Annotated in this window: 18 protein-coding genes; 8 read left to right on the top strand and 10 right to left on the bottom strand. The window is 65.5% G+C overall.

Going from position 1 to position 24,164, the window contains the following annotated elements; translation table 11 throughout:
• Positions 1–725: 725 nt before the first annotated feature.
• From selB to fdnG, 6 genes are all read right to left on the bottom strand, one after another.
• On the bottom strand, positions 726–2,645 hold the full coding sequence (gene selB / locus BLU17_RS27915; protein WP_092004495.1) for a selenocysteine-specific translation elongation factor: 1,920 nt from the start codon (positions 2,643–2,645) through the stop codon (positions 726–728).
• The gene (gene selA / locus BLU17_RS27910; RefSeq protein ID WP_092004491.1) at positions 2,642–4,108 is read right to left on the bottom strand and encodes an L-seryl-tRNA(Sec) selenium transferase; all 1,467 of its coding nucleotides are present in this window, start codon (positions 4,106–4,108) and stop codon (positions 2,642–2,644) included. The genes selB and selA overlap by 4 nt, the downstream gene beginning before the upstream one ends.
• Positions 4,109–4,123: 15 nt before the next feature.
• Positions 4,124–5,056, bottom strand: a complete 933-nt coding sequence (fdhE, locus tag BLU17_RS27905) for a formate dehydrogenase accessory protein FdhE (RefSeq protein WP_092004488.1) — start codon at positions 5,054–5,056, stop codon at positions 4,124–4,126.
• 114 nt (positions 5,057–5,170) lie between these two features.
• Entirely contained in the window at positions 5,171–5,797 is a 627-nt protein-coding gene (locus BLU17_RS27900; protein WP_092004484.1) for a formate dehydrogenase subunit gamma, read from the bottom strand.
• Positions 5,784–6,722: a formate dehydrogenase subunit beta gene (fdxH, locus tag BLU17_RS27895; protein ID WP_092004481.1), complete on the bottom strand. Its 939-nt coding sequence runs from the start codon at positions 6,720–6,722 to the stop codon at positions 5,784–5,786. The genes BLU17_RS27900 and fdxH overlap by 14 nt, the downstream gene beginning before the upstream one ends.
• A 12-nt stretch (positions 6,723–6,734) precedes the next feature.
• Complete coding sequence (gene fdnG, locus BLU17_RS27890; RefSeq protein WP_143189362.1) at positions 6,735–9,806, bottom strand: formate dehydrogenase-N subunit alpha; 3,072 nt, start codon at positions 9,804–9,806, stop codon at positions 6,735–6,737.
• Positions 9,807–10,020: 214 nt separating this feature from the next.
• Between fdnG and BLU17_RS27880 the strand changes: the two genes are divergently transcribed.
• Together BLU17_RS27880 and BLU17_RS27875 are read left to right on the top strand one after the other, a co-directional pair.
• Positions 10,021–11,430, top strand: a complete 1,410-nt coding sequence (locus tag BLU17_RS27880) for a YihY/virulence factor BrkB family protein (RefSeq protein WP_092004471.1) — start codon at positions 10,021–10,023, stop codon at positions 11,428–11,430.
• A gap of 219 nt (positions 11,431–11,649) precedes the next feature.
• Positions 11,650–12,837, top strand: coding sequence for a porin (locus tag BLU17_RS27875; RefSeq protein WP_092004469.1), 1,188 nt, complete (start codon positions 11,650–11,652; stop codon positions 12,835–12,837).
• A gap of 209 nt (positions 12,838–13,046) precedes the next feature.
• Here the strand turns inward: BLU17_RS27875 and BLU17_RS27870 are convergent, their stop codons facing one another.
• The 3 genes from BLU17_RS27870 to pdxR all read right to left on the bottom strand — a co-directional run bounded on the left by BLU17_RS27870 (position 13,047) and on the right by pdxR (position 16,423).
• Positions 13,047–13,946: a LysR substrate-binding domain-containing protein gene (locus BLU17_RS27870; protein WP_092004466.1), complete on the bottom strand. Its 900-nt coding sequence runs from the start codon at positions 13,944–13,946 to the stop codon at positions 13,047–13,049.
• 245 nt (positions 13,947–14,191) lie between these two features.
• On the bottom strand, positions 14,192–14,635 hold the full coding sequence (locus BLU17_RS27865) for an HU family DNA-binding protein (protein WP_092004463.1): 444 nt from the start codon (positions 14,633–14,635) through the stop codon (positions 14,192–14,194).
• Positions 14,636–14,947: 312 nt separating this feature from the next.
• Complete coding sequence (pdxR, locus tag BLU17_RS27860) at positions 14,948–16,423, bottom strand: MocR-like pyridoxine biosynthesis transcription factor PdxR (protein ID WP_092004459.1); 1,476 nt, start codon at positions 16,421–16,423, stop codon at positions 14,948–14,950.
• A 196-nt stretch (positions 16,424–16,619) separates the two neighbouring features.
• Here pdxR and BLU17_RS27855 point away from each other — a divergent pair, with 196 nt between their 5' ends.
• The 3 genes from BLU17_RS27855 to BLU17_RS27845 all read left to right on the top strand — a co-directional run bounded on the left by BLU17_RS27855 (position 16,620) and on the right by BLU17_RS27845 (position 18,629).
• Positions 16,620–17,057, top strand: a complete 438-nt coding sequence (locus tag BLU17_RS27855) for a carboxymuconolactone decarboxylase family protein (RefSeq protein ID WP_092004455.1) — start codon at positions 16,620–16,622, stop codon at positions 17,055–17,057.
• Between the two features lie 388 nt (positions 17,058–17,445).
• Positions 17,446–18,123 carry a DJ-1/PfpI family protein gene (locus tag BLU17_RS27850; RefSeq protein ID WP_092004512.1) on the top strand — a complete coding sequence of 226 codons (678 nt, stop codon included), beginning with the start codon at positions 17,446–17,448 and terminating at the stop codon, positions 18,121–18,123.
• Positions 18,124–18,290: 167 nt separating this feature from the next.
• Complete coding sequence (locus tag BLU17_RS27845) at positions 18,291–18,629, top strand: hypothetical protein (protein ID WP_092004453.1); 339 nt, start codon at positions 18,291–18,293, stop codon at positions 18,627–18,629.
• A gap of 239 nt (positions 18,630–18,868) precedes the next feature.
• Here BLU17_RS27845 and BLU17_RS27835 read toward each other — a convergent pair whose 3' ends face one another.
• The gene (locus BLU17_RS27835) at positions 18,869–20,041 is read right to left on the bottom strand and encodes a 4-hydroxybenzoate 3-monooxygenase (RefSeq protein WP_092004445.1); all 1,173 of its coding nucleotides are present in this window, start codon (positions 20,039–20,041) and stop codon (positions 18,869–18,871) included.
• 246 nt (positions 20,042–20,287) lie between these two features.
• Between BLU17_RS27835 and treF the strand changes: the two genes are divergently transcribed.
• The 3 genes from treF (at position 20,288) to BLU17_RS27820 (ending at position 24,135) form a co-directional block, all read left to right on the top strand.
• Complete coding sequence (treF, locus tag BLU17_RS27830; RefSeq protein ID WP_092004442.1) at positions 20,288–22,159, top strand: alpha,alpha-trehalase TreF; 1,872 nt, start codon at positions 20,288–20,290, stop codon at positions 22,157–22,159.
• A gap of 95 nt (positions 22,160–22,254) precedes the next feature.
• Positions 22,255–22,929 (top strand): HAD family hydrolase, encoded by a 675-nt coding sequence (locus tag BLU17_RS27825; protein ID WP_092004509.1) that lies wholly within the window; start codon positions 22,255–22,257, stop codon positions 22,927–22,929.
• Positions 22,930–23,175: 246 nt separating this feature from the next.
• Complete coding sequence (locus tag BLU17_RS27820; protein ID WP_092004439.1) at positions 23,176–24,135, top strand: glycosyltransferase family 2 protein; 960 nt, start codon at positions 23,176–23,178, stop codon at positions 24,133–24,135.
• Positions 24,136–24,164: the final 29 nt, after the last annotated feature.

The following is a 24,164-nucleotide window of genomic DNA, read 5'->3' as shown; positions in this document are numbered from 1 at the left end:
TCTTTGTCAGGCATAGGTGTCCACCTCGAATTGGTGGACCCCTATGCTCCTCGCTCCTGTCGATCAGGACTAGACGTTAAAGATGGACCGCTTACGGTTAGTTTTACATGGGCGCCAATGCCGTGGGACACGAAATGTCCCGTTTCGCCGTAATCATGCACACCGGCCACCTCACTGCCATGCCAATCATCCAGGCTGGCAGCACGATGAGGCTTCGGCCGAGAATGAAAACGGAGCTTGAAATTGATGCCGAAAATGCTCAAAAGCACTCGCCATCGCGATAGCGGAATTTTTGGCAATACCGAAGCTGAGCGTGGTTTCCAGATGGGCATTGCAGTCTCCTGGAGCTGGAACGTCGTAGGGACTCGGGGTCAACGGCAAGCTCCTCAAGGAGCCGCTGCCCCAATGGCTTCGCACGCGAACACTCTTCGAACATTGTCACGACAACCTCACTGTTTTCGCGAACCACACCTGAGTTCACGGCAACACCATGCTAGCGGTGCCGAGCACGCTCAGCACGCAGCAAAAATGGGGCTGTTGCACAAGGAGATTTTCTTTTGGCCACGTAATGCTTTAATTCGTTACGTTGGGCCAAGTTATTCTTTATCGGTCTGCCTTCCAGTAGCAGAAAGGCTTAGAGATGTGGCCACGTTATGTTTTATTTCTCGGCCACTTTATGCTTAACGGCACAATGAACCCGCAATCGCAGGCACGCAGCGATGTGCCTACAACCATTCGCGCATCCGGCTATCGAACCGCAACAGATGCCGTTCGCGCTGGAAGCGAGTATATCCAACGCGATCGAAGAACTCCAGAATCTGGATCGCACGCTTGCGGCCCAATGCCGTGGCGTCGCGAAACGCCGCGGCGCTCACCGCGCCGCCTTGCTCATGGGCGATCTGCGCAACGATGCGCGCGAGCACTTGCACCGCGTCACGGTCGTAAAACAGATCGCGCACGACCTGATACGCCGTGCCGAGCCGCGCGAGCTTGCGGAGCAGCGCGCGCACCGTCTCTTCCGGCTGCCGCGTCTCCCGCGCGAGGTCGCGCACCCATGGAGGATCGAAGCGCCCTTGCGCAATCAAGGGCATGAGGCGCGCCGCGAGTGCTTCGTCTTCAGCGTCGAGCGTCACCGCATGGGAAGGCAAATGCAGCCACGGCCCGCTGCGCGCCACCCGGCCCTCCATCACGAGCGCCTCGATCGCGGCGCGCCACACGGCATCGCCCATGAGCGGTGCGGCCATGCGGCGCAAGCGTGCCGCGTCCGGACCCTGCTCGTCAGGCCAGCGCGCATGAAACCCGGCGAGCGCCTCGACGATGCGCGCCGCGAGCCTGGTCCAGTGCGCTCGAGCGATCACCGCGCCTTTGTCGTCGCGTCCTTGCGGCGCGATGGCAATTGCATCGGCGGGCAATGCCAGCGCCGTATCGGCATAGCCGGTCAACCGCATCAACATCGCGCGCGAAATACCGCGCGGCGCTTCTTCGATCAAGGGCGCGAGCCGCTCCTCGTCCAGCCAGATGCGCAATGCGTCGAGCCATGCCTTGCGCTCAGGCGTGCGTCTCCGCCGCGACGGACCAAACGGATCGAGTACGCGCCCTCCACCCACCGTGCGGTTCGCCTGCGCATTGCGGACGATGAAGCGATCTCCCGGCAACGCGTGCAAAGGCGCTTCGAATACGAGTTGCACGCGCGCGGAACCGCCCGGCGCGAGCGTCTCGCCTTCGAGCAACGCGACGTTCGCCATGCGATGTGTCGTGCCGAGATGCACATGAAGCGGCGACCAGTGCTGCAACGTCAGGCCGGCTTCGTCGAGCAGATGCAATTCGACGTCGAGGCGCGTGGCCGGTTCGGCAAGGCGCGCATCGACAATCCAGTCGCCGCGCGCGATCTGCGCCTTGTCGATGCCGACAAGGTTGAGCGCGCAACGCTGGCCCGCATGGCCCGTCGGCGCGGCGCGGTTCTGCGCGTGCAGGCCGCGCACGCGCACTGGCACGCCCGCCGGCGCGAGCACGACAGCATCGCCCGCCTTCACGCGTCCGGCGAATACGGTGCCCGTGACCACCGTGCCCTGGCCCGCCAAGGTAAACACGCGATCCACCGCTAGGCGAAACAGGCCGTCATCGCGCCGCGCCCGCCATTCTGCCGCGCGCTCGCGCAGCCATGCGTCGAGACGCGCGACACCTTCGTCGCGCGGCTGCGTCGCGCGAGTTTCGAAAACCGGTGCGTCGGCAAGCATCGTGTCGGCGAGCCACGCGGCGATCTCTGCGCGCACGGCCGCAAGCCGCTCGGCATCCACGCGGTCGGCCTTGGTGAGCGCTATCGCGCCCTGCTGCACGCCCAACAACTGCAGGATGGCGAAATGCTCGCGCGTTTGCGGCATGACGCCATCGTCGGCCGCGATCACGAGCAAGGCAAAGTCGATGCCGCACGCGCCCGCCGCCATCGTGTGCACGAGCTTTTCGTGGCCCGGCACGTCGATGAAACCAAGCACGTCGCCATTGGCGAGCGGCAGATATGCATAGCCCAGTTCGATCGAAATGCCGCGCGCCTTCTCTTCTTTCAGGCGATCGGTGTCCACGCCGGTCAGCGCGCGAACCAGCGTCGTCTTGCCATGATCGATATGCCCCGCCGTGCCGACGATCACAGGCGAAGCTCCGCGAGTTGCGCAACGAACGCCGCTTCGTCGGCGAATTCGAGGCAACGGAGGTCGAGTCGCAAGGCGTCGTCGGCAATGCGGCCGATGACGGGGCGCGGCAGGTTGCGCAAGGCGCGCTCGAGCTTGAGCAACGCGCGGCCGCTGCTGCCCTTGCCCGCGTGGCGTACGACGAGCCCGCTGCTCGGCAGCACGTCAACGGGCAGCGCGCCGCTGCCGATCTGGCTGAACATCGGCTCGACGCTCACCGCATACGTCTCGCCCAATGCGCTTTGCAGCGCGGGCTGCGCGCGCTGCGCGGCTTCGTGCATCTGCGTAGCGGGGCGCGTGAGAAGCCGCAATGTCGTGAGTCGCGCCTGCAGGAACTCGGGCGCCAGGTAGAGCCGCAGCACCGGTTCGAGCGCCGCGAGCGTGAGTTTGCCCACACGCAGCGCGCGCTTGAGCGGATGCTTCTTGATCTTCGCGATCAAATCCTTGCGGCCGACGATCAAACCCGCCTGCGGGCCGCCCAGCAGCTTGTCGCCGCTGAACGTCACGAGGTCGGCGCCCGCCTGCACCGTCGCGCGCACCGTGGGCTCGGCGGGCAAGCCCCATTGCGCGAGATCGACGAGCGTCCCGCTGCCGAGATCGACGGCCACCGGCAGCCCATGCTGCCGCGCGAGCGGCGCGAGCTCTTCGAGTTCGACACTCTTCGTGAAGCCGCTGATCGCATAGTTGCTGCAATGCACCTTCATCAGCAGCGCCGTGCGCGCGTTGATCGCGGCTTCGTAATCCTTGAGATGCGTGCGGTTCGTCGTGCCGATCTCGCGCAGGCGTGCGCCCGCGCGGCTCATGATGTCGGGAATGCGAAACGCCCCGCCGATCTCCACCAGCTCGCCGCGCGAAACCACGACTTCCTTGCGCGTGGCCAGCGCGCTCAGCAGCAGCAACACCGCCGCCGCATTGTTGTTCACGACGGTTGCGGCTTCGGCGCCGGTCAGCTCGCAAATCAGCGCGTCGATCAGGTCGTCGCGGTCGCCGCGCTTGCCGCTCGCGAGATCGAATTCGAGGTTGGCTGGTTGCGTCAGCGCCTGCACCACGGCTTTTACCGCTTCTTCGGGCAACAACGCGCGGCCGAGATTCGTATGCAGCACCGTGCCGGTGAAATTGAATACCGGACGCAGCCGGCTTTGCGCGCGTTCGGCCAGACGCTGCGCCGCAGCGGCAAGCACGCGCTCCAGCGCGAAAGGTTCGGAGTCCTGCGATACGTGCGAAAGTACGCCTGCCTGCGCGTCGTCTCGCCAGGCGTCCTGCGTCGCGCGTATCGCATCGAGCACCTGGGTGCGTCCGTACTGCGCAATCAGAGGTTGTGCATCCGCCGAGGCAATCACGCGCTCGACCGCCGGCATCTTCGCGAGCAGCGCGTTGAGCGCGCGTGCGTCGCGTTCCGTAGTGTGTCCCACAGCTTCACTCATGGCGCGCCAGGCTCCTTACTGGTCGCCGGGCACTTCAGGCCACAGCAACGGATTCGGGCTCGCGCGACGGTATCCCGCGTCGCTCATCAGCAGGTCGAGCGTGAGGCTCGCGAGGTCGTCGGCAAGCGGCTCGAAGTCCGGATCTTTCTCCTGATAGCCGATCTTGCGATACGTACGGCAGTCGTCGCACGATTCGGCCTTGAGCGCGGGGCTGCCGCCGTCGATGCCATGATAGGCGATGCCTTTCGTCGAATCGCAGTTCGTGCATTTCACTCGCACCACGTGCGTTTCGGCGCCGCACAAGCCGCATTGCGTGTATCGATAGCCCTGATATGCGCCGCCGATGCGCACGATGCTGGCCACGGGAGGCGAGCCGCATACGGGGCATACGCCCGGCGCATCGACATAGGGAACGTCCTGCACGTCGATGCGGCTCGCGAGATCGGTCCACACCACTTGCAACGCAGCCACGATGAACGGCGCGATGGCGGGCGCGATTTCGGTGTAGCGCTGGGCGAGAATCGCATCGGCCTGGGCGTCGAGTTGCGCCTCGTTCAGGGTGCGCAGTTCGTCGAGCACTTTCGCGAGTGCGGGCGCCACGGCGCCGGCGGCCTCCACACGATCGGCGAGACGGTAGAGCACCGCGCGCCATTGCGGGTCGCGCTCGCCCGCAAGTGCGGGAAGTATCGGCATGGAATGCCGTTGCGCGCTTTCGATCGCTTCGCGAGAAGGCAGCGCGGCACGGAAGTTTTCGAGGGCCTGCTGTTGCGCGTCGACGAGCGCCGCCATCAGCCGCACATAGCCGCCAATCGGATTGTGGTCCGCGAGATGCCGCAGGCGCGTGGCGCGCGTGCTGAAAAAGCCGAGGCGCTCGGGCAGCCGAATGCGCGGTATGGCCGAGGGATCGAGCGCCTGAATTTGCTGCGGATCGAGAATGCGTTGTGTCACGGCAAGTCTGCTCCGGAACGCTCAACAAAAAAAACCGCCGCGCCCTTGCGAGCGCCGGCGGTTTGCCGGGTGCGCCGCCGCCGCGTTCACGGCGAGCGGCGCGCAGCCTGTGCGTTACTTGATGCTCTCGCGAAACCAGCGCGGATGATGCTTTCTCGCCCAGCCCCAGGTAACGTATCCGCGCGTCATCGCGCCAACCGAACCCTTCACCCATAGCGCAGCATAGATATGGATGATGATGCCGCAGATCAGCACGAACGCCGTTATCGCATGCACCACCGCAGCGAGCCGGATAATCTCGATCGGGAAATAGACCGAAAAATACCGCCGCCAGATCACGATGCCGCTCAAGAACAACAGCACGAGGCAAACCACCATCACGAAGAATAACAGCTTCTGTCCCGCATTGTAGCGGCCGATCTCGGGCAGCCTGTCTTCGCGGTTGTTGAGCACGTCGCCCATCTGCTTCATCCACTGGATGTCGTTGCGGTCCAGGTAATTGTGGTGCCAGAAACGCAGCGCAAGAATCAGGAACGAGACGAACATCACGATGCCGATGAACGGGTGCAAAATGCGCGTCCACTGCCCGCCGCCCAGCACCGCGTAAAGCCAGGACATCGCCGGATGAAACATTGCGAGCCCCGAAAGCGCGAGCAGGATGAAGCTGATCGCGGTGATCCAGTGGTTGCTGCGCTCGTTGGGCGTATAGCGCTCGATCAGCTGCGGGTCATCGTCTTTCATCGTTGCGCTCCTCGGGTGGTTCGCCACGCATGCGCCGCGCTTCTGCGCGCGCGGCGGCTTCGTCTTCTTCGGTCACTTCGTTCGGGCCGACCCTCGTGTAATGGAAGAACCCGGCCAGCGCGGTGAGCGCCATGATGCCGAGCGCGATCGGCTTGGCTGCGCCCTTCCAGAGCCTCACGAACGGGCTGATGCGCGGATTCTCGGGCAGGCCGTGATAGAGCGAAGGCTGATCCGCATGATGCAGCACGTACATCACGTGCGTGCCGCTCACGCCCGGCGGATCGTAGAGCCCGGCATTCGCGAAGCCGCGCTCCTTGAGGTCCACGATGCGCTCGGCCGCGTGCTGCTTCATGTCTTCCTTGGTGCCGAACACGATCGCGCCCGTCGGGCATGTCTTCACGCAGGCGGGCTCCTGCCCCACGGCCACACGATCGGAACAGAGCGTGCATTTGTAGACGCGGTGGTCCTTTTGCGAGAGGCGCGGAATATTGAACGGGCAGCCCGTAATGCAGTAGCCGCAGCCGATGCAGTTTTCCTCGTGGAAATCGACGATGCCGTTCGTGTACTGCACGATCGCGCCCGGCGACGGACATGCCTTCAAACAACCCGGGTCCTCGCAATGCATGCAGCCGTCCTTGCGGATCAGCCATTCGAGGTCGCCCTTGGGGTTCTCGTATTCCGAGAAGCGCATCACGGTCCACGAATGCTCGGTGAGATCGGGCGGATTATCGTAGACACCCCTGTTGATGCCGACCTCGTCGCGCAGGTCGTTCCACTCCATGCACGCCGTCTGGCACGCCTTGCAGCCAATGCACTTGCTTACGTCGATGAGCTTCGCGACCGTGCCCGTGACCGGCTCGCGCACGCCGGGCGGCGGCGTGGTCGTAGCGGAGAGACGCTTGATGTCGAGTGATTGCCATGCCATGGTTCGCGTCCCCTATGCCTTTTCCACTTTCACGAGGAACGACTTGAACTCGGGCGTCTGCGAATTCGCGTCGCCTACGGGAGGCGTGAGCGTGTTCGTCAGATAGCCCGGTTTCGTCAGCCCCTTGAAACCCCAGTGCAGCGGCACGCCAACGGTATGCACGGTCTTGCCGTCGATGGTGAGTGGCCTGATGCGCTTGGTGACCACCGCTACGGCGATCAGATAGCCGCGGTTGCTCGACACTTTCACGCGGTCGCCCGCGACCACGCCTACCTCCTTCGCCAGCGCCTCGCCGATTTCGACGAACTGCTGCGGCTGGATGATCGCGTTCAGTCTGGCGTGCTTCGTCCAGAAGTGGAAATGCTCGGTGAGCCGGTACGTGGTCGCGACGTGCGGGAACTGCTGCGCGGTCCCGAACGTCTTGCGGTCGTCGGGGAATACGCGCGCGGCCGGATTGTTCGTGGCGAGCGGGTTGTTCGGGTGGAACGGATTATGGCCGAGCGGGTTTTCAAATGGTTCGTAATGCTCAGGGAATGGGCCTTCGTTCATGCCGTCGCGCGCGAAGAAACGCGCCACGCCCTCGGGATTCATGATGAACGGCCCCATGCCCTGCCCGGGCGCTTCGTCGACCTTGTAGTCGGGTACGTCCGCGCCCGCCCATGCGCTGCCGTTCCAGGCAATCAGCTTGCGAGTGGGATCGAAGGGCTTGCCCGCCGTATCGCACGACGCGCGGTTATAAAGCACGCGCCGGTTCGCCGGCCACGCCCAGGCCCAGTTGAGCGTCTGGCCGATACCCGTTGGGTCGGCGTTGTCGCGCCTGCCCATCTGGTTGCCCGCCTGGGTCCATGCACCGCAGAAAATCCAGCAGCCGCTGGCGGTCGTGCCGTCGTCCTTCAACTGCGCGAAACCCGAAAGCTGCTCGCCCTTCTTCACGAGCACCTTGGCAGCATCCTTCGGGTCCGTCTGATCGGCGAGCGCGCGGCCGTTGTATTCCTTCGCCAGCTCTTCCGGCGTGGGGCTCGCCGGATCGGAGTACGGCCAGTCGAGCTTGACGATCGGATCGGGCAGCTTGCCGCCGTCCTTCTGGTACGCCGCGCGGACGCGCAGGAACAGGCCCGACATGATCTCGAGGTCGCTCCGCGCCTCGCCCGGCGGCTCCGTGCCCTTCCAGTGCCACTGCAGCACGCGGCTCGAACTCACGAGCGAGCCGTTTTCCTCGGCAAAGCATGTGGTGGGCAAGCGGAACACCTCGGTCTGGATCGAAGCGGTATCGACGTCGTTATAGTCGCCGTACTTCTTCCAGAACTCCGAAGTTTCGATGGCGAGCGGGTCCATGATGACGAGCCACTTGAGCTTGCTGAGCGCCGAAAGGGTCTTGGCCTTGTCGGGCGCGGACGCAATGACGTTGAAGCCCTGGCAGATATAGCCGTTCACCTTGCCCTGATTCATCAGCTCGATGGTCTGCAGCAGGTCGTACGGCTTGTCGAGCTTCGGCAGCCAGTCGTAACCCCAGTTGTTGTCCTTCGTGGCCGCGTCGCCCCACCAGGACTTCATGAAGCTCACGAAGAAAGCGCCATAGTTCTTCCAGTAGCTCAACTGGTTGGGTCGCAGCGGCTGCTGCGCGCGCTTCTTGATGTAGTCGTCGTAGTTCTGCTCGGCCTCGAACGGCAACGTCATGTAGCCCGGGAGCAGGTTCGACATGAGTCCGAGGTCCGTGAGCCCCTGGATGTTCGAGTGGCCGCGCAACGCATTCATGCCGCCGCCCGCGATGCCGATGTTGCCGAGCAGCAGTTGCACCATCGCGCCGGTGCGGATGATCTGCGAGCCGATCGAATGATGCGTCCAGCCGAGCGCGTACAGGATCGTTCCCGCACGGCCAGGTTCGGCCGTGCTCGCAAGCATTTCGCACACCTTGAGGAATTTTTCCTTTGGCGTGCCGCACACCTTCTCGACCATATCGGCCGTGTAGCGCGAATAATGCTGCTTCAGCAACTGGTAAACGCAGCGCGGGTTCTGCAGCGTGTCGTCGGTCTTCACGAAGCCGTCTTCGCCGATCTCGTAGTTCCACGACGACTTGTCCGGATACGAATGCTTCTGCGGATCGTAGCCCGAAAAAATGCCGTCGCTGAACGCGTAGTCTTCGCGCACGATGAACGAGAAGTCCGTGTAATTCTTTACGTACTCGTGCTGGATCTTGTCGTTCGTGAGCAAATAGTTGATTACGGCGCCAAGAAACGCGATGTCCGTGCCCGTGCGGATCGGCGCATAGAAGTCCGCCACCGATGCCGTACGGTTGAAGCGCGGATCGACCACGATGAGCCGCGCCTTGCGGTGCGCCTTCGCCTCCGTGACCCACTTGAAGCCGCACGGGTGCGCCTCGGCCGCATTGCCGCCCATCACCAGAATCACGTCCGCATTGCGAATGTCGACCCAATGGTTCGTCATCGCTCCACGGCCAAACGTCGGGGCAAGACCTGCCACCGTCGGGCCGTGTCAGACACGCGCCTGGTTGTCGAATGCGAGCAGGCCCATGCTGCGGGCCACTTTGTGCGTGAGATAGCCGACCTCGTTGCTGCCCGCCGAGGCAGCCAGCATGCCCGTGGTCAGCCAGCGGTTGACGGTCTTGCCGTCGGCGTTCTTCTCGACGAAGTTCGCGTCGCGGTCCTCTTTCATGAGCTTCGCGATGCGGTCGAGCGCCTCGTCCCACGAGATGCGTTTCCACTCGTTCGAGCCGGCCGCCCGGTACTCGGGGTACGTGAGGCGGCTCTCGCTATGAATGAAATCGATCAGGCTCGCGCCCTTCGGGCACAGCGTGCCGCGGTTGACAGGGTGATCGGGGTCGCCTTCGATATGGATGATGCTCGTCGTGGCGTTCTTCGCGCCGTCGCCGAGACCGTACATGAGGATCCCGCAACCGACCGAGCAGTACGGACAGGTGTTGCGGGTTTCTGTGGTGCGCGCCAGTTTGTATTGTCGGACTTCGGCAAGCGCGTTGTCGGGCGCGAAGCCCATCAACGCCAGGCTGGAACCCGCCAGCGATGTTGCCGTGACCTTGAGGAACTGACGCCGGGACATCTGCAGCATGATTCGTCCTCGGCTTCTGGTTGTGGGTTTTTTCAGTATAAGACGTTTTGGGCGACGGATCGCACCGGATGTTCGCGAGCTTCCAGCGTGCGCAAGGCGGGGTCGCCCGGGAACCATGCTTGCTATATTAAATAGCCAAAATAGCCAACGAGCCATCTTTGTGACTGAAGATCCATCGCAGATACACAGCGGGCACACCGCAAGGCGCGCCAGCATGTCGACGCTTTCAACCGAACGACTCCAGTCCGCCGCGCGCAAGGAAGCGTCGTGGGTGATCGGCGCGCTGCGCCAGTTCATCGCCAATCGCTGCCCGTCGCTCGCGGCCAGCATTGCGTTTTACTCGGCGTTTTCCCTCGCGCCCACGCTCGTCATGGTGATCGCGGTGGCCGGCTGGTTCTTCGGCGACGACGCCGCCCGCGGCGAGCTCTTTCGCCAGGTGCACAACGTACTCGGCGACGACGCTGCCGCAGGCATCTCCACCATCGTGCAGAACGCGCACCGCGCGGGCGGCACGGGCGGCGTCGCCGCGCTGATCTCGCTCGGCTTGCTCGTGATCGGCGCGTCTGCAACGTTCTCCTCGCTCAACTCCGCGCTGAACATCGTCTGGCCGCCGGAAGGGCCGCGCGCCTCCAGCGTAATGGCGCTCGTGCGCGTGCGGCTCATTTCGTTCAGCCTCGTGCTGGGCGTCGCCTTCCTGCTGATCGTCTCGCTCGTGCTCGACACGGCGATCACCTTCGTCGGCCAATGGCTCTGGGGCAATTCTCCTTACATATTCATCGGCAACCTGCTGCAGCTCGCCGTGGGCCTCGTGGTGCTGGCCGTTGCGTTCGGCGCGCTGCTGCGCTTCCTGCCCGACGCCAGCGTGCGATGGCGCGACGCGATGGTGGGCGGCATCGTCGCGGCGGTGTTGTTCTCCGCCGGCAAGAAGCTCTTCGCGCTCTATCTCGCGCATGCGGGCATGGCGACGGCCTTCGGCGCCGCGGGCTCGCTCGCGGTGCTACTGATGTGGCTCTATTTCTCGGCGGCGGTGCTGCTGCTCGGCGCGGAGTTCTCGGCCGCGCGCGGACGCATGCACGACCCACGCGGCGCGTGGGGTTTCCTCAAGGAAACACCGCCCGGCAGCCGGGCAAAGCTCGCCTCGGTGCTCGCCGCCTCGACCATTGCGCCGCCGCACGATATCCCCCATGTCGCCACGCGCGCGGCGGCGCCGTCACCAAGCATTATTCCGATCGGAAACGATTCCAAACCCATATCCGTCGCGCCTTCCTTCTTTACTCCCGCCGTTTCTGCAGCCAAATCGACACTATCGGAAACACCACCCGACGCGGTGGGTCGCGCGAGCGCGCATGGCGGGGCGTTTGGGGGCAGCCGGTCGAGCCTGCGGATTCGCCGTCCGGTCGTGCGCATGGAGGACAGCGCAACCTATGCGGCGGCGCTCACGTTGGTCCAGGCAGGCCGCGCGGTCGCGGCCGCCGACCGCTATGTAAAGCGTCATCCCTGGAGTTCGGTGCTCCTCGCCGCGAGCGCCGCGCTCGCCGTGACGGCGGCCGCCGGGCGTCGCCGCGGCAACGAATCCGGGCACATTGCGCGCGCTACCAAAGGCCACAGCAAGGCCCAAAAATAGCGCGTATTTACGGAACTTTTATCAAAAACGACAATAATGCTCGGTCAACAATCCAATATTCCAAAAATCGACATAATCGACGCAGGCCCCGTCTGACAAGGCATTCTGGCCGGTGTCAGCTTTTTGCGACAAATTTTTTTTTTCAGTTCAGGTGCATCGGCCGGCTGCGTTATTCTCCATCGCGCAACAACTACACAATTTCTGCGTGGAGAAAACAGAATGAAACGAGTCGCTCTCTCGACCCTCTCACTGGCCCTCTTGGCCGCAGCCGGCGCCGCGCACGCTCAAAGCAGCGTGACCCTCTATGGTGTGATCGACGAATCGGTCCAATGGGCGCACAACACGATGGACGCCAACGGCAAGAACGCGAACCAGGTCGGCCTCGCCGGCGGCAACCTGTCGGGCAACCGCTGGGGCCTGAAGGGTTCGGAAGACCTCGGTGGCGGTCTGAAGGCAATTTTCCAATTGGAAAATGGTTTTGACATCAATAGCGGCGCGCTCGGTCAGGGCGGCAAGATGTTCGGCCGTCAGGCACTCGTCGGCCTGTCGCACGACCAGTTCGGTACGCTCACGCTCGGCCGCCAGTACGACCCGCTGGTCGACATGGTTCAGCCGCTGACCGCCGACAACTACTTCGGCAGCACGTTCGCAACGCCGGGTGACGTCGACAACAACGACAACAGCTCGCGTACGAACAACGCCATCAAGTACGTCTCGCCGGTCCTGCAAGGCTTCCAGTTCGAAGGCATGTACGCTCTGGGCGGCGTGGCCGGCGCAACGGGCTCGGGTCAGAGCTGGGGTGCGGCAGGCACGTACGGCATCGGCTCGTTCAACATCGCCGCTGGCTACTTCCGCATGGACAACGGCTCGACGCTCGCGTCGCGCACGGATTCGAAGGGCAACATCGGCTGGTCCTCGGGTGCAACGTCGGACGCCGTGTTCGACAACCAGATCAACGCCGCCTACGCTTCGGCCAAGTCGATCGGTACGGCTTCGGTTGCCGCGCAATATGTGCTGGGCTCGTTCACGCTCGGCGCACGTTACAGCAACGTTCAGTTCAAGTCGGACGGCTACTCGACGTTCGCCTCGACGCAGCGCTACAACGTCGCTGCCGGCTTCCTCGGCTATCAGCTGAACCCGGCCCTGCTGCTCGGCCTCGGCTACACGTACACGCACGGCTCGGGCGACACGTCGAACACGTACCACCAGGTTTCGGTCGGCGCGGACTACAACCTGTCGAAGCGCACCGACCTGTACGGCGTGGCGGCTTACCAGCACGCAAGCGGCACGCAGCGCAACTCGGACGGCAGCACGTCGGACGCCGGCGCAGCAATCGGTTCGTACAGCTTCAACTCGGCTTCGAGCTCGCAGACCCTGGTCAGCGTCGGCATCCGCCACAAGTTCTAAGCAAACGCGTTGCACCGGGCTTCGGCCCGGCGCCGGATCTGGCTGACGAGCCGTTCCGGCGAAGCGAGCGAGACCGCGCAGCTAAAAACTACACGCTGCACAAACCAGCCACGGCGCAAGCCCTGGCTGGTTTTTTATGTGCGCGGCACTTTAGATCCCTTCCTCCACGCGCACGCGGCACTCCCCGCGCCGTGTGTGCAAGCGGACGATCAACGCAAGCGCGCCACCGCCGCGGCGGCATGGCGCACGAACGCGTCGCCCAGCACGGTCGCTGGGCGCTGGGCGCTGCGCACGACATGAAGCGCGCCTGGCAGCGTGGGCATGAAGCGCTTCACACTCACCCGAGCGGTCGCATGCTGGGCCGTCAGCGCATCGACCAGCGCGACGCCCATGCCCGCTTCCACCATCGCCACCACGGATTGCGCCAGCACCACTTCGACGCCAAGCTCGCGCGACACCCCGCATTCGGCAAACAGCCGGTCGATACCGATGCGCGCCTCGCTGGCGGCAGCAAACGAAATGAAGCGCTCGCCAGCGCAGTCTTCGGCATGAATCACGCGCTTGCGCGAGAGCCGGTGGCCGCGCGGCAAAATGCAGCGCAGCGGCCACTCGCCCAGACACTCGAGACGCGCGCCAGGATGCGCGACGGCCCGCGTGACGAAGCCAAGATCGCAGCGTTGCGTCGCCACGCGCTCGGCAACCTCCGCGGCGTCACCCGTCAGCAGTTCGAGATCGACGCCCTCGTGCTCGCTCGCGAACGCTGCCGCAACGCGCGGCAGAAAATCGGCGCAAAGATCCGCCGATGCGGCCACGCGCAGCACGCCGCGCCGCTGCGCGCGAATCTGCGCAGCCGCCTGGACCACGCGTTCGAAACCGGAGAAAGCGCGCTCGACTTCGTCGTGCAGCGCATGCGCTTCGGCGGTCGGCAGCAGGCGGCCCTGGCGCCGCTCGAATAGCGCGAGCCCGATCTTCGTCTCGAAGTCGGCAAGCAGGCGGCTCACCGCAGGCTGCGAAATGCCGAGCGCCTGCGCGGCACGAGTGACGCTACGCCACCGCATCAAGGAGCAAAAGGCCTCGACCTGGCGCAAACTGAGGTCCGTAGACGGCATAAGTTCCTGTTATGACTATGGGATACTTCCGACCGACCGCGTCGCCCTCACGTATATTCCAGCAGGAATAGCACCTGTATTTCAGGGAAATCGCGCGCAACGTCTAACCATAACATCAGGACATAGACTTCACATCACAGCGTACATTGCACGTATCAATGAAAAATCCCCGCAGGCTCGACGCCGAACGGGGATTCCGGGTACTGACGGGTCGCCGCAACCCGAAGGCCGCGGCTTGAGCACGATCAGCCGGCTGCTGCGTCCTTCAGCTTCTTCAGGGCGCGCGCCTTGATGCGGACCGATGCGGGCTTGGCCGGGAACCAGCGCTCTTCGCCCGTGAACGGGTCCTTGCCGAAGCGCTTCTTCTTCGCCGGCACGGCCTGCACGACGATCTTCAGAAGGCCCGACAGCGTGAATTCGCCGGCGCCCTTCTTGTGGACCGAACCGAGGATCGTGTCTTCCAGCGCGGCGAGCACGGCCTTGGCGGCCTTCGGCTCGACGCCTGCACGCTCAGCGACGTGGCTAGCCAGCGAGGCCTTCGTGAAGGTGTCCTTGATCGGCGTCGGTGCGCCGGACGCCTTCACGGCGACCTTCTTAGCTGCGGCCGTCTTGGCGGGCGCTTTCTTTGCGGCAACCTTCTTGGCCGGGGCAGCTGCCTTTTTGGCCACTTTCTTTGCGGAAGTCGGCATGTTTCTCCTACCAGTGTTGGTCAGTGAATCGAAGAAGCACTGCGGAATGCATGTGCTTCAACGGCGGATTCTACATACGCGCAAGCGTTTTGCGTGAAGCTTTTGCATTGTCGTTACGATTTTGTTGCGCTGCGCAGACTCCCGAACGCATTTCGTCGCCTGTTTACAGGGGTAAACGTGCACCGGCGAGACTGCTCGTCCCGCTTCGGCAAGCGCGACGCAAGGGCTCGGACGTCAGGAAAACGCTATACGTATGGCGTTTTCGTGCGTTTTCAACGGCCGCGTCAGCGCCGCCGCGCAGGCACTATGCGGTCAAAGCGCACGCAGCAGCGTGGCGAGCGACGTCAACGCGGCGTCGATACGCTCGGCCTCGACCGCGCCGTAACCAAACAGAAAACCGCTTTGCACAGGCGCTTCGAGATGAAACGGCGCAAGCGGATGCAGGCCGATCGACGCGCGGCGCGCGGCCTGCGCGACCGTGGCGGCGTCGAGCGGCGCGACGAGCCGCGCTGCCAGGTGCAGGCCGGCCGTGTTCGGCGTGACCGGTTCGAGCCACGGCGCAAGCGGTCCTCGCAGATGTTCGAGCAGCACGTCGCGGCGCTGCGAATACGTCTGATGCATGCGCCGCAAATGGCGCGCGAAATGGCCGTCGAGCATGAAATCGGCGAGCGCGGTTTGCGTGAGCACGCAGCCGTGGGCGTCGCCGATCTGGCGCGCCCGGACAAGCGGCGCCGCGAGCGCGGCGGGCGGCACCAGGTAGCCCACGCGCAGTTCGGGGAAGATCGTCTTCGAAAACGTGCCGACGTAGGCCACGATGCCGGCTTTGTCGAGACTCTTGAGCGGCTCCATCGAGCGTCCCTCGAAGCGGTATTCGCAATCGTAGTCGTCTTCGATCACGAGCGCGCCACGCGCCTGCGCCCACTCGAGCAGCGCGACGCGCCGCGCGAGACTCATCGGCATGCCGAGCGGGAACTGGTGCGAAGGCGTCACGTAGACGAGCCGCGCCGTTTTCGGCAGGCGCGCGACGACGAGCCCCTCGTCGTCCACGGGGACCGGCACGACCTTCGCCCCGAGCGCGGCGAAGATGTCGCGCGCGGGCGGATAGCCGGGATCTTCGACGGCGACCACGTCGCCGGGCGCGAGCATCACGCGCGCGAGCAGGTCGAGCGCCTGCTGCGCGCCCTGCGTGACGATCACGTCTTGCCAGTTGCCCTGCACCGCGCGATTGAACGCGAGATAGCGCGAGACCGCGAGCCGCAGCTTCTCTTCGCCGGCCGGGTCGCGATACATGCCGTGTCCGCGCGCCTGCACGCGCAGCGCGTCGTTGATGCAGCGCCGCCAGACGTCGAACGGAAAGCGCGATTTGTCGGTGACGCCACCCGCGAAATCGCAGACAAGCCGCGCATCGAGGCGCGGCAGCGAACCGCCCCGCGCCTGTGCCTGCCACCACGGCGTAGCCTGCGCGGCGCGAGCCGGCACGGCAACGGCCTTGGCGGCCGCGCGAATCTGCGGATTCGGATGACCGCGCTCGCGCGCCGGCAGACGTTCGAGCGCTTCAGCGACGAACGTGCCGGAACCGCGCCGCGAATTCAGATAGCCCTCCGCCAGCAACCGTTCGAAAACATCGAGCGTGGTCTTGCGCGAAACACCAAGCTGCAGCGCGAGGTCGCGCGTGGAAGGCAGGCGCGTGCCGCCGGCAAGCCGGCCGTCGACGATGCCGTCGCGCAGTTGCCGGTAGATCTGGCCCGCGAGATCGCGACGGCCCGACACAGTGACGTGGAGTTCCATGATGGCGCTGCGGACGGCGTTCGATTCGAGCGAAAGTGGTCACCCGAAATATTGCCAGAATGGCTATATGAACGCGCCAGCGCGACGCCTAAAGTGCACCCGTGGTTACCGCAATGCGCCGGTCGAAACCGCAGTGTTGCCCCGCAGTGCTGCCCAACACGCAAAGCGCGCAATTCAAGTTGAGAGGTGAACGTTCATGCAGGCACGTCTGGATTTCTATAAAGCCAGCCCGGAAGGCACGAAGGCCATGATTGCGCTCGAAGAGCGCGCGAGCAGGAGCTCGATCGAAAAGCCGCTCGCGGAACTGGTGCGCCTGCGCGCTTCGCAGATCAACGGTTGCGCGTACTGCGTCGACATGCATACCACGGACGCGCGCAAAGGCGGCGAAACCGATCGCCGGCTCGCCACGGTTTCGGTGTGGCGCGAAACGCCGTTCTTCACCGAGCGCGAGCGCGCCGCGCTCGAATGGACCGAATCGGTCACACTGCTTGCCCAAACGCACGTGCCCGACGACGTCTGGGAACGCGTGAAACCGCATTTCACCGATCAGGAGATCGCCGATCTTACCTTGCTCGTCATTGCGATCAACGGCTGGAACCGCATCGCGGTCACGTTCCGCAAGATGCCCGCCTGAGCGCATCGCCAAGGCATCGAGCTCGACGCACCGCGTTTTCCGCCATCTATTAAGCGGTGGCTGAACGCGGCGCGTTGTGCGCCCGGAACCGCGCGTGGCTTCGCCGAAACGGCGAAGGTCAAACAGCCGAACCGCGGGTCGATCGAGGTGGCCCAGCGCGAAGCGCGCGAACGATGGCGGCACCGGCTGATAGCTGATAGCGCACGAAGAAGGTCGATGCCGCGATCAGGCGCGCGACGCAATGCCTTTCGCATGCGCCGCCGGCAGTTTTTGCGCGGCTTTTGGCACGATTGCGCGTCCGCGCACGGCTACAGTGATTCCCGAACCGCAGGCCAACCTGGCCGCAGCGGACCTTCTTCATCGCCCAAACCTTGATCGGGGATACCTCATGGCGCTGCAAATCGGCTTTCTTCTCTTTCCCAACGTGCAACAGCTCGACCTCACCGGCCCCTATGACGTGCTCGCCTCGATGCCGGACACGAAGGCGCGGCTCGTCTGGAAGACGCTAGCGCCCGTGCGCTCCAGCAACGGACTCGTCCTCGCGCCCGACACGACCTTCGACGACTGCCCGCCGCTCGACGTGATCTGCGTACCGGGCGGCAGCGGTGTCTCGCAACTGATCCCCGATGACGAAACGCTCGCGTTCCTGCGCCGTCAGGCGACCACGGCCCGCTACGTCACCTCGGTCTGCACGGGGGCGCTCGTGCTCGGCGCGGCGGGCCTGCTGCGCGGGCGGCGCGCGACCACGCACTGGGCCTTCCACGAACTGCTGGAGCCGCTTGGCGCGCTGCCGGTGAAAGCGCGCGTGGTGCGCGACGGCAACCTGCTCACCGGCGGCGGCATCACGGCGGGTATCGATTTCGCATTGACGCTCGCGGCCGAGCTGATCGGCGAGGAGGCCGCCCAGGCGCTACAACTCGAACTCGAATATGCGCCGGCGCCGCCCTTCGATGCGGGCGACCCCGCCACCGCACCGCATGCGATCGTGGAAAGGTTGCGCGCACAATCAGCTGCCTCGCTCGCCGAACGCGCGCGCGTGGTCGCGGCGGCGGCCGCGAAACTCTGAGCGCGGCGGCCCGGCGTGCTGCCGCGAGCCAGGGTCAGCGCTTGCTGTTCTCTTTAGCGTGGATCGTTTACATTGAGTGACAGGCGCGCCGCGCGAGGTACGAGCGCGGCCTGCGCCTGTCCTCCCAACCCTGGGAAAGCCGTTCAATCCAATCATTAGGGGAATCGATGCGCTCCACCACCAGCAAGCTGACTCTCGCCGCGGCCATGACCGCATTCCTGATCGGCGCCGGCGTGCCCGCGTTCGCTCAAACAGAAGCCAGCGCGCCAGCCGCCGCCGAAGCCACGGCCTCGCAACCGCTCACCAAGGAGCAGAAGAAACAGGCCAGGGCCCAGGCCAAAGCGCAGCGCAAGGCCGAACGCAAGGCCGCACGCGCGAAGAACAACGCCGAGCTCAAAAAGCTGGAAGACGCGGGCTACAAGCCGGCGCTGAACGACCCGAACTATCCGCAGAACCTGCAGGACGCGCAAAAGAAAGCGAACGCCGCTGCCGGCGCGAGCCAGTAAGCACCGCGTCGATTACCTGTTTTCACACTATTTCCTCTTGCATTCTGGCCGGCCGCCGTGCCGGTTAGAACGCCTCGGGTCGGTTCGGCCCTTCGCCGGGATGGCGAACGAACCGGACGTCGCGCCCCTCGGTGCCCTTCGAGCCGGCGCGGCCCGCGGTCGACGTACAACGGCCGCGCGAATGCTTGCGAACTCGCGCGGCCGTTTCTTTGCTCCCGTCGAGCTTCAGGCCGCGGGCATCACACCGCAACCGCGCCCACGTAGTTCTCGGCCATCGCCGTCGCGGCGGCGCGCGAAGTGGTGACGTGTTCGAGTTCCGCAATCTGCAGGCGCTGCTCGAACGGCGAAGCGTCGTCGAGACGGTGCATCATGCGCGTCATCCAGTACGAGAATTGCCCGGCGCGCCAGATGCGGCGCAGCGCCGTTTCGCTGTAGGCGTCGAGCAGATCGGTGCGGCTCTCCTCGTAGAAGGCCACGAGCGCGGCGGTCAGCACGCGCACATCCCACACAGCGAGATTGAGCCCTTTCGCGCCGGTAGGCGGCACGATGTGCGCCGCGTCGCCCGCGAGAAAGAGGCGCCCGTGCTGCATCGTCGTCGACACGAAGCTGCGCATGCCCACGATGTTCTTCTGGAAGATCCTGCCCTCCACGACCTCGTGGCCTTCGAGCGAGTCGACGCGTGCGTGCAGCTCGGCCCAGATGCGATCGTCCGTCCAGTTCTCGACGCGGTCCTTCGGATCGCACTGGAAATACATGCGCTGCACGGTTTGCGAGCGCGTGCTGACGAGCGCGAAGCCGCGGTCATGGCGCGCATAAATCAGCTCGTCCGACGTGGGCGGCGCCTCGACGAGAATGCCGAACCAGCCGAACGGGAACACACGCTCATAATCCCTGCGCAGGGCCGCCGGAATCGAGGCGCGCGAAACGCCCTGCGAGCCGTCGCAGCCGATGACGTAATCGCAGTACAGCTCGTGCTCTTCGTCTTCGTGCGTGAAGCGGATCGACGGCGTATCGCTTTCGATGCCGTGAATCGACGTATTCGACACGTTGAAGAAAATCTTGCCGTCGGCGGCCACGCGCGCGGCCACGAGGTCCTTGAGCACTTCGTGCTGCGCATAGACGGTAATGGACTTGCCGGTGAGGCCGGTGAGATCGATGCGGCGGCGCTTGCCTTCGAACGCGAGTTCGAAACCGTGATGCAGCGCGCCTTCGGTCTTCATCCGATCGCCTACGCCCGCTTCGGCGAGTGCGTCCATCGTGCCTTGCTCGAGCACGCCCGCGCGAATGGTCGATTCGATCTGCTCGCGGCCGCGCAGCTCCAGCACGACCGAGTCGATGCCGCGCAGATGCAGCAGATGGGAAAGAAGCAGGCCTGCGGGGCCGGCGCCGATGATGCCAACCTGGGTGCGCATTCGAATGTCTCCTATGCGACGTTGCTTGAATTGATTTTTCGCAAGTTTCATCGCCGGCCGGCTATCGCGCAACGCGATATGGAAAATAGGAACTATCCCGATTTCGAATAGCGGCACGGCGCCGTCGTGCGACGTAACCGCGGCGCGGAACGAAAATTGCTGATCGCGACGCTTTGCCTGCGCCAGCCTGACTGGGCCGCCTTTCTCGCGCCGACGCGCTCTCCGCCTAACGAGAACACCTAGCCTATGCCTTTTCTGTTCCGCTCCCAGCCGCCCGTCTGCGCAACGACACCCCGCGCCACATCGTTTGCCGCGGCGCTCGTCACCGCGTTGTGCCTCGCATTGCCGAACGCGCATGCGGCGAACGCCGCCGACGCAACGACCGCCTCGACCGCCTCGACCGCAACGCAAAGCACCACGCAGGAATTACAAGAGTCCGCGAAATCGGCAAAACCGGTTCGCTCGCCAGCGCAGCATGCCGCCGCTGAGTCGGCCCAACCGGCGAGCCAACCCGCGACGCCCGCCGATCTCTACGGCCGCCTGTATCACGATGTCGAACTCGCGCAGATCTTCCCAGACAGCAAGACGTTTGCCGACATGCTGCCGAACACGCGCCCCGGCCGGATCACGGCGGCTTACGAGCGCTGGCGCCAGCAGCATGCGAACGATCACGATGCCGCCGCGCACAAGGCCGCGCTCATGCAGTTCGTGAACCAGTACTTCGCGGCCCCGGCGCAAACCGACGACCATTACGTTTCCGATCCGAGCCAGGACGTGGTCGGCCATATCGACACGCTCTGGAACGTGCTGAGCCGCCAGCCCGACGCCGCGCCGCATCCGTATTCGTCGCTGCTGCCGCTGCCCTACGCGTATGTCGTGCCGGGCGGGCGCTTCGACGAGATCTATTACTGGGACTCGTACTTCATCATGCTCGGGCTCGAAGCGAGCGGCCGCCACGAACTCGCGCTCGACGAACTGAACAACTTCGCCGCGCTGATCGATCGTTACGGACACGTCGCGAACGGCAATCGCACGTATTACCTGAGCCGCTCGCAGCCGCCATTTTTCGCGCAGATGGTGAGCCTCGCCGCGGACAAGGACGGCGACGCCGTATACGTGCGCTACCTGCCGCAACTGCGCAAGGAATACGACTACTGGATGGCCGGCGCCCAGACGCTCAAGCCCGGTCAGACTGCGCGCCACGTCGTGCGCCTGCCCGACGGCACGCTGCTCAACCGCTACTGGGACGCGCGCAACCGGCCGCGCGACGAGTCGTATCGCGAGGACATCCTGACGGCGCGGGCCACGCCGCAGCGCGACGCCCCGGATCTCTGGCGCAACCTGCGCGCAGGCGCGGAGACCGGCTGGGACTACAGTTCGCGCTGGCTCGCCGACGACCACACGCTCTCGACCATCGACGTAACCTCGCTCGCGCCGGTGGACCTCAATTCGCTGATGGTCGTGCTCGAACGCACGCTCGCGAAGGCCTACGGCCTGAAGGGCGACGCGCGCGAAGCCGAACGGATGACGAGGCGCGCGCAGCAACGCGCCGAGGCGATCGACCGCGTGCTCTGGGACCCGCAGTTGCGCGCGTTCGGGGATTACGACTTCGCGCATCGCACGCTCACGCACCGGCTCACGGCGGCAACTGTCTACCCGCTCTATGCGGGCGTCGCAACGCGCGCGCAGGCGCGGGACGTGGCCGCCGCCGTGCGCGCCGGGCTGCTGCGCCCGGGCGGCCTCGCCACCACCCAGGTCGCGACGGGCCAGCAATGGGACGAGCCGAACGGCTGGGCGCCGCTGCAGTATCTCGCGGTAACGGGGCTGCGCCGCTACGGCGAACAGGACCTCGCACAGGAAATCGCCACGCGCTGGATCGCGACGAATCTCGCTTACTACGAGCGCACGCACAAGCTCGTCGAGAAGTACGACGTGAGCGCGTCGGCCACGAAGGCATCGTCGGCTGGCGGCGGCGAATATCCGCTGCAGGACGGGTTCGGCTGGACCAACGGCGTGCTGCGCGTGCTGCTGCAGATGTATCCGCCGGCCGCTTCCGCGCAAGGCGCGCAGGCGTCGTCCGGCTCGGCGGCGGCGAGCAACCCCGCCAGCGCCCCGTGAGATAGATGGCGCCGCGCCGGCGCACGGCAGCGGCGCGCGGCGTACACTTTTTGCGCCACCGCGGCGTGATCCCCGTGCCTCTCCTGGAGCCTTCCATGCGCAACGAAACGGCCTTTTTGTTCGACCTCGACGGCACGCTCGTCGACAGCGTCTACCAGCACGTCCTCGCGTGGAAACAGGCGCTCGACGCGGACGGCATCGAGCTTTCGGTATGGCGCATCCACCGCCGCATCGGCATGAGCGGCGGGCTCTTCGTGAACCAGTTGCTGCGCGAGACGCACGAGGCCATCTCGCCCGAGCGCATTGCGCGCCTGCAGAAACTGCACGCCGACGCCTACCGCCACCATGCGGCCCAGGTGCGCCCACTACCGGGCGCGCGAGCGCTGCTCGACGCCCTCACCGCCGCGCAGGTGCCCTGGGCGATCGCGACCAGCGGGCGGATCGCCACCGCCTCCGTGAATCTGCAGGCGCTCGGCGTGGACCCGGCCGTGACGACCGTCGTCACGCGCGACGAGGTGCGCCACGCCAAGCCCGACCCCGATCTTTTCGTCGCCGCGGCATCGCGCCTGAACGTCCCTATCGAGCGCTGCCTCGTCGTGGGCGACAGCGTCTGGGACATGCTCGCGGCCCAGCGCTGCCGCGCGCTCGGCATCGGCCTGCAATCGGGCGGCTACGGCACCGAGGAACTGGAGCGCGCCGGTGCGCTGCGCGTGTATGAAGATCCCGCCGACCTGCTCGGCCACCTCGACGAAGTCTGCGCCCGCGAATGAGCGGCCCAATGCGCGGCTAACCCGGCAGCTCGCCACGCGGAAACCGGGCGGCCCGCAGCGCCTTCGCAAGCCCGGCGCGGAATTTGCGCACCCCTCCACCGTGCGACGCAGCGCGCCTGCTGCGCGCCGCCCAACCCTTCAGGCCCGCAGCCCGGCCACGCCCGTGCTGCATGTCGCGCGCCATCGGCGTATGCTGACACAGGTCATTTTGACAACCTCTACCGGCGGCCCGCACCGCCCGTTGCGATGAACGACTCCGCCCATGCCCCCGGTTCCCCAAGCGCGCCGCGCGTGACGGTGGTCGTCCTCACGCGTAACCATGTGCGTCAGATCATCGATACCGTCGCGCGTCTGACCGCCCTGCCCGAACACCCCGACGTGATCGTGGCCGACAACGGCTCCACCGATTCCACCGTGTCCTTGCTGGCGTCGCTGTTTCCGCAGGTGCGCATCGTCCAGTCGCTGGGCGACCACGGCATGACCGGCTTCAATCGCGCCGTCCTGCTCGCGCGCACCGAATACGTAGCTTGCTGCGACGACAGCACGTGGTTCGCGCCTGGCGCGCTTGCACGCGCGGCGCAGTTGCTCGACGCGCATGCGCAAGTCGCCGTGCTCAACGCGCGCGTGGTGAGCGACGACGAGCGCGAGATCCACCCCGCCTGTCTGATGCTCGCCGCCACTTCGCCCGGCGCCGACGGGCTCGCCGGGCCCGCGCTCGCGAACTTCATGGCCGGCGCGTGCGTTTTCCGCGCGGGCGTATTCCGCGCGCTCGGCGGCTACGACGAACGGCTATCGCACGGCGGCGCCGAAGAACTCGCCGCGCTCGACATGCTCTCGGCCGGTCACCGGATCGTCTATTGCGAACAGGCGCTTGCGCATCGCGAGCCGCTTTACCGCTGGTTCACGCGCGCGCAGCAGTGCGCGCTCGCGCGCAACGCCGCGTGGGTGGCATGGATGCGCCTGCCCGCGCGCGACGCCCTTGCCGCCACCGGCCGCGCGCTCGCGGTATTCGCGCGCCAGCGCTCGCTCGGGCCCGCGGGCGTGGCGCTGCTGCGCGGCGCGTTCTGGACACTGCGCCAGCGCCGCGTGGTGCCGCCGCACGTCGTACAGCTCACGCGCCAGGTGCGCCGCGCGGAACGCCAGGTGCGCGCGGGCATACCGGCCATGGCCGAAAAGTACGATCGCTCGGGCCAGCGCGCATGGTAAGCTGCGGCGCCCGCTGTGCGCGGGCGTCC

The sequence above is a fragment of the Paraburkholderia lycopersici genome (genome assembly GCF_900096975.1).
In the GTDB taxonomy this organism is placed as follows: Bacteria; Pseudomonadota; Gammaproteobacteria; order Burkholderiales; family Burkholderiaceae; genus Paraburkholderia; species Paraburkholderia lycopersici.
Note: the sequence above shows the minus strand (reverse complement) of the source record. Positions and strands in the feature narration are given on the sequence as shown.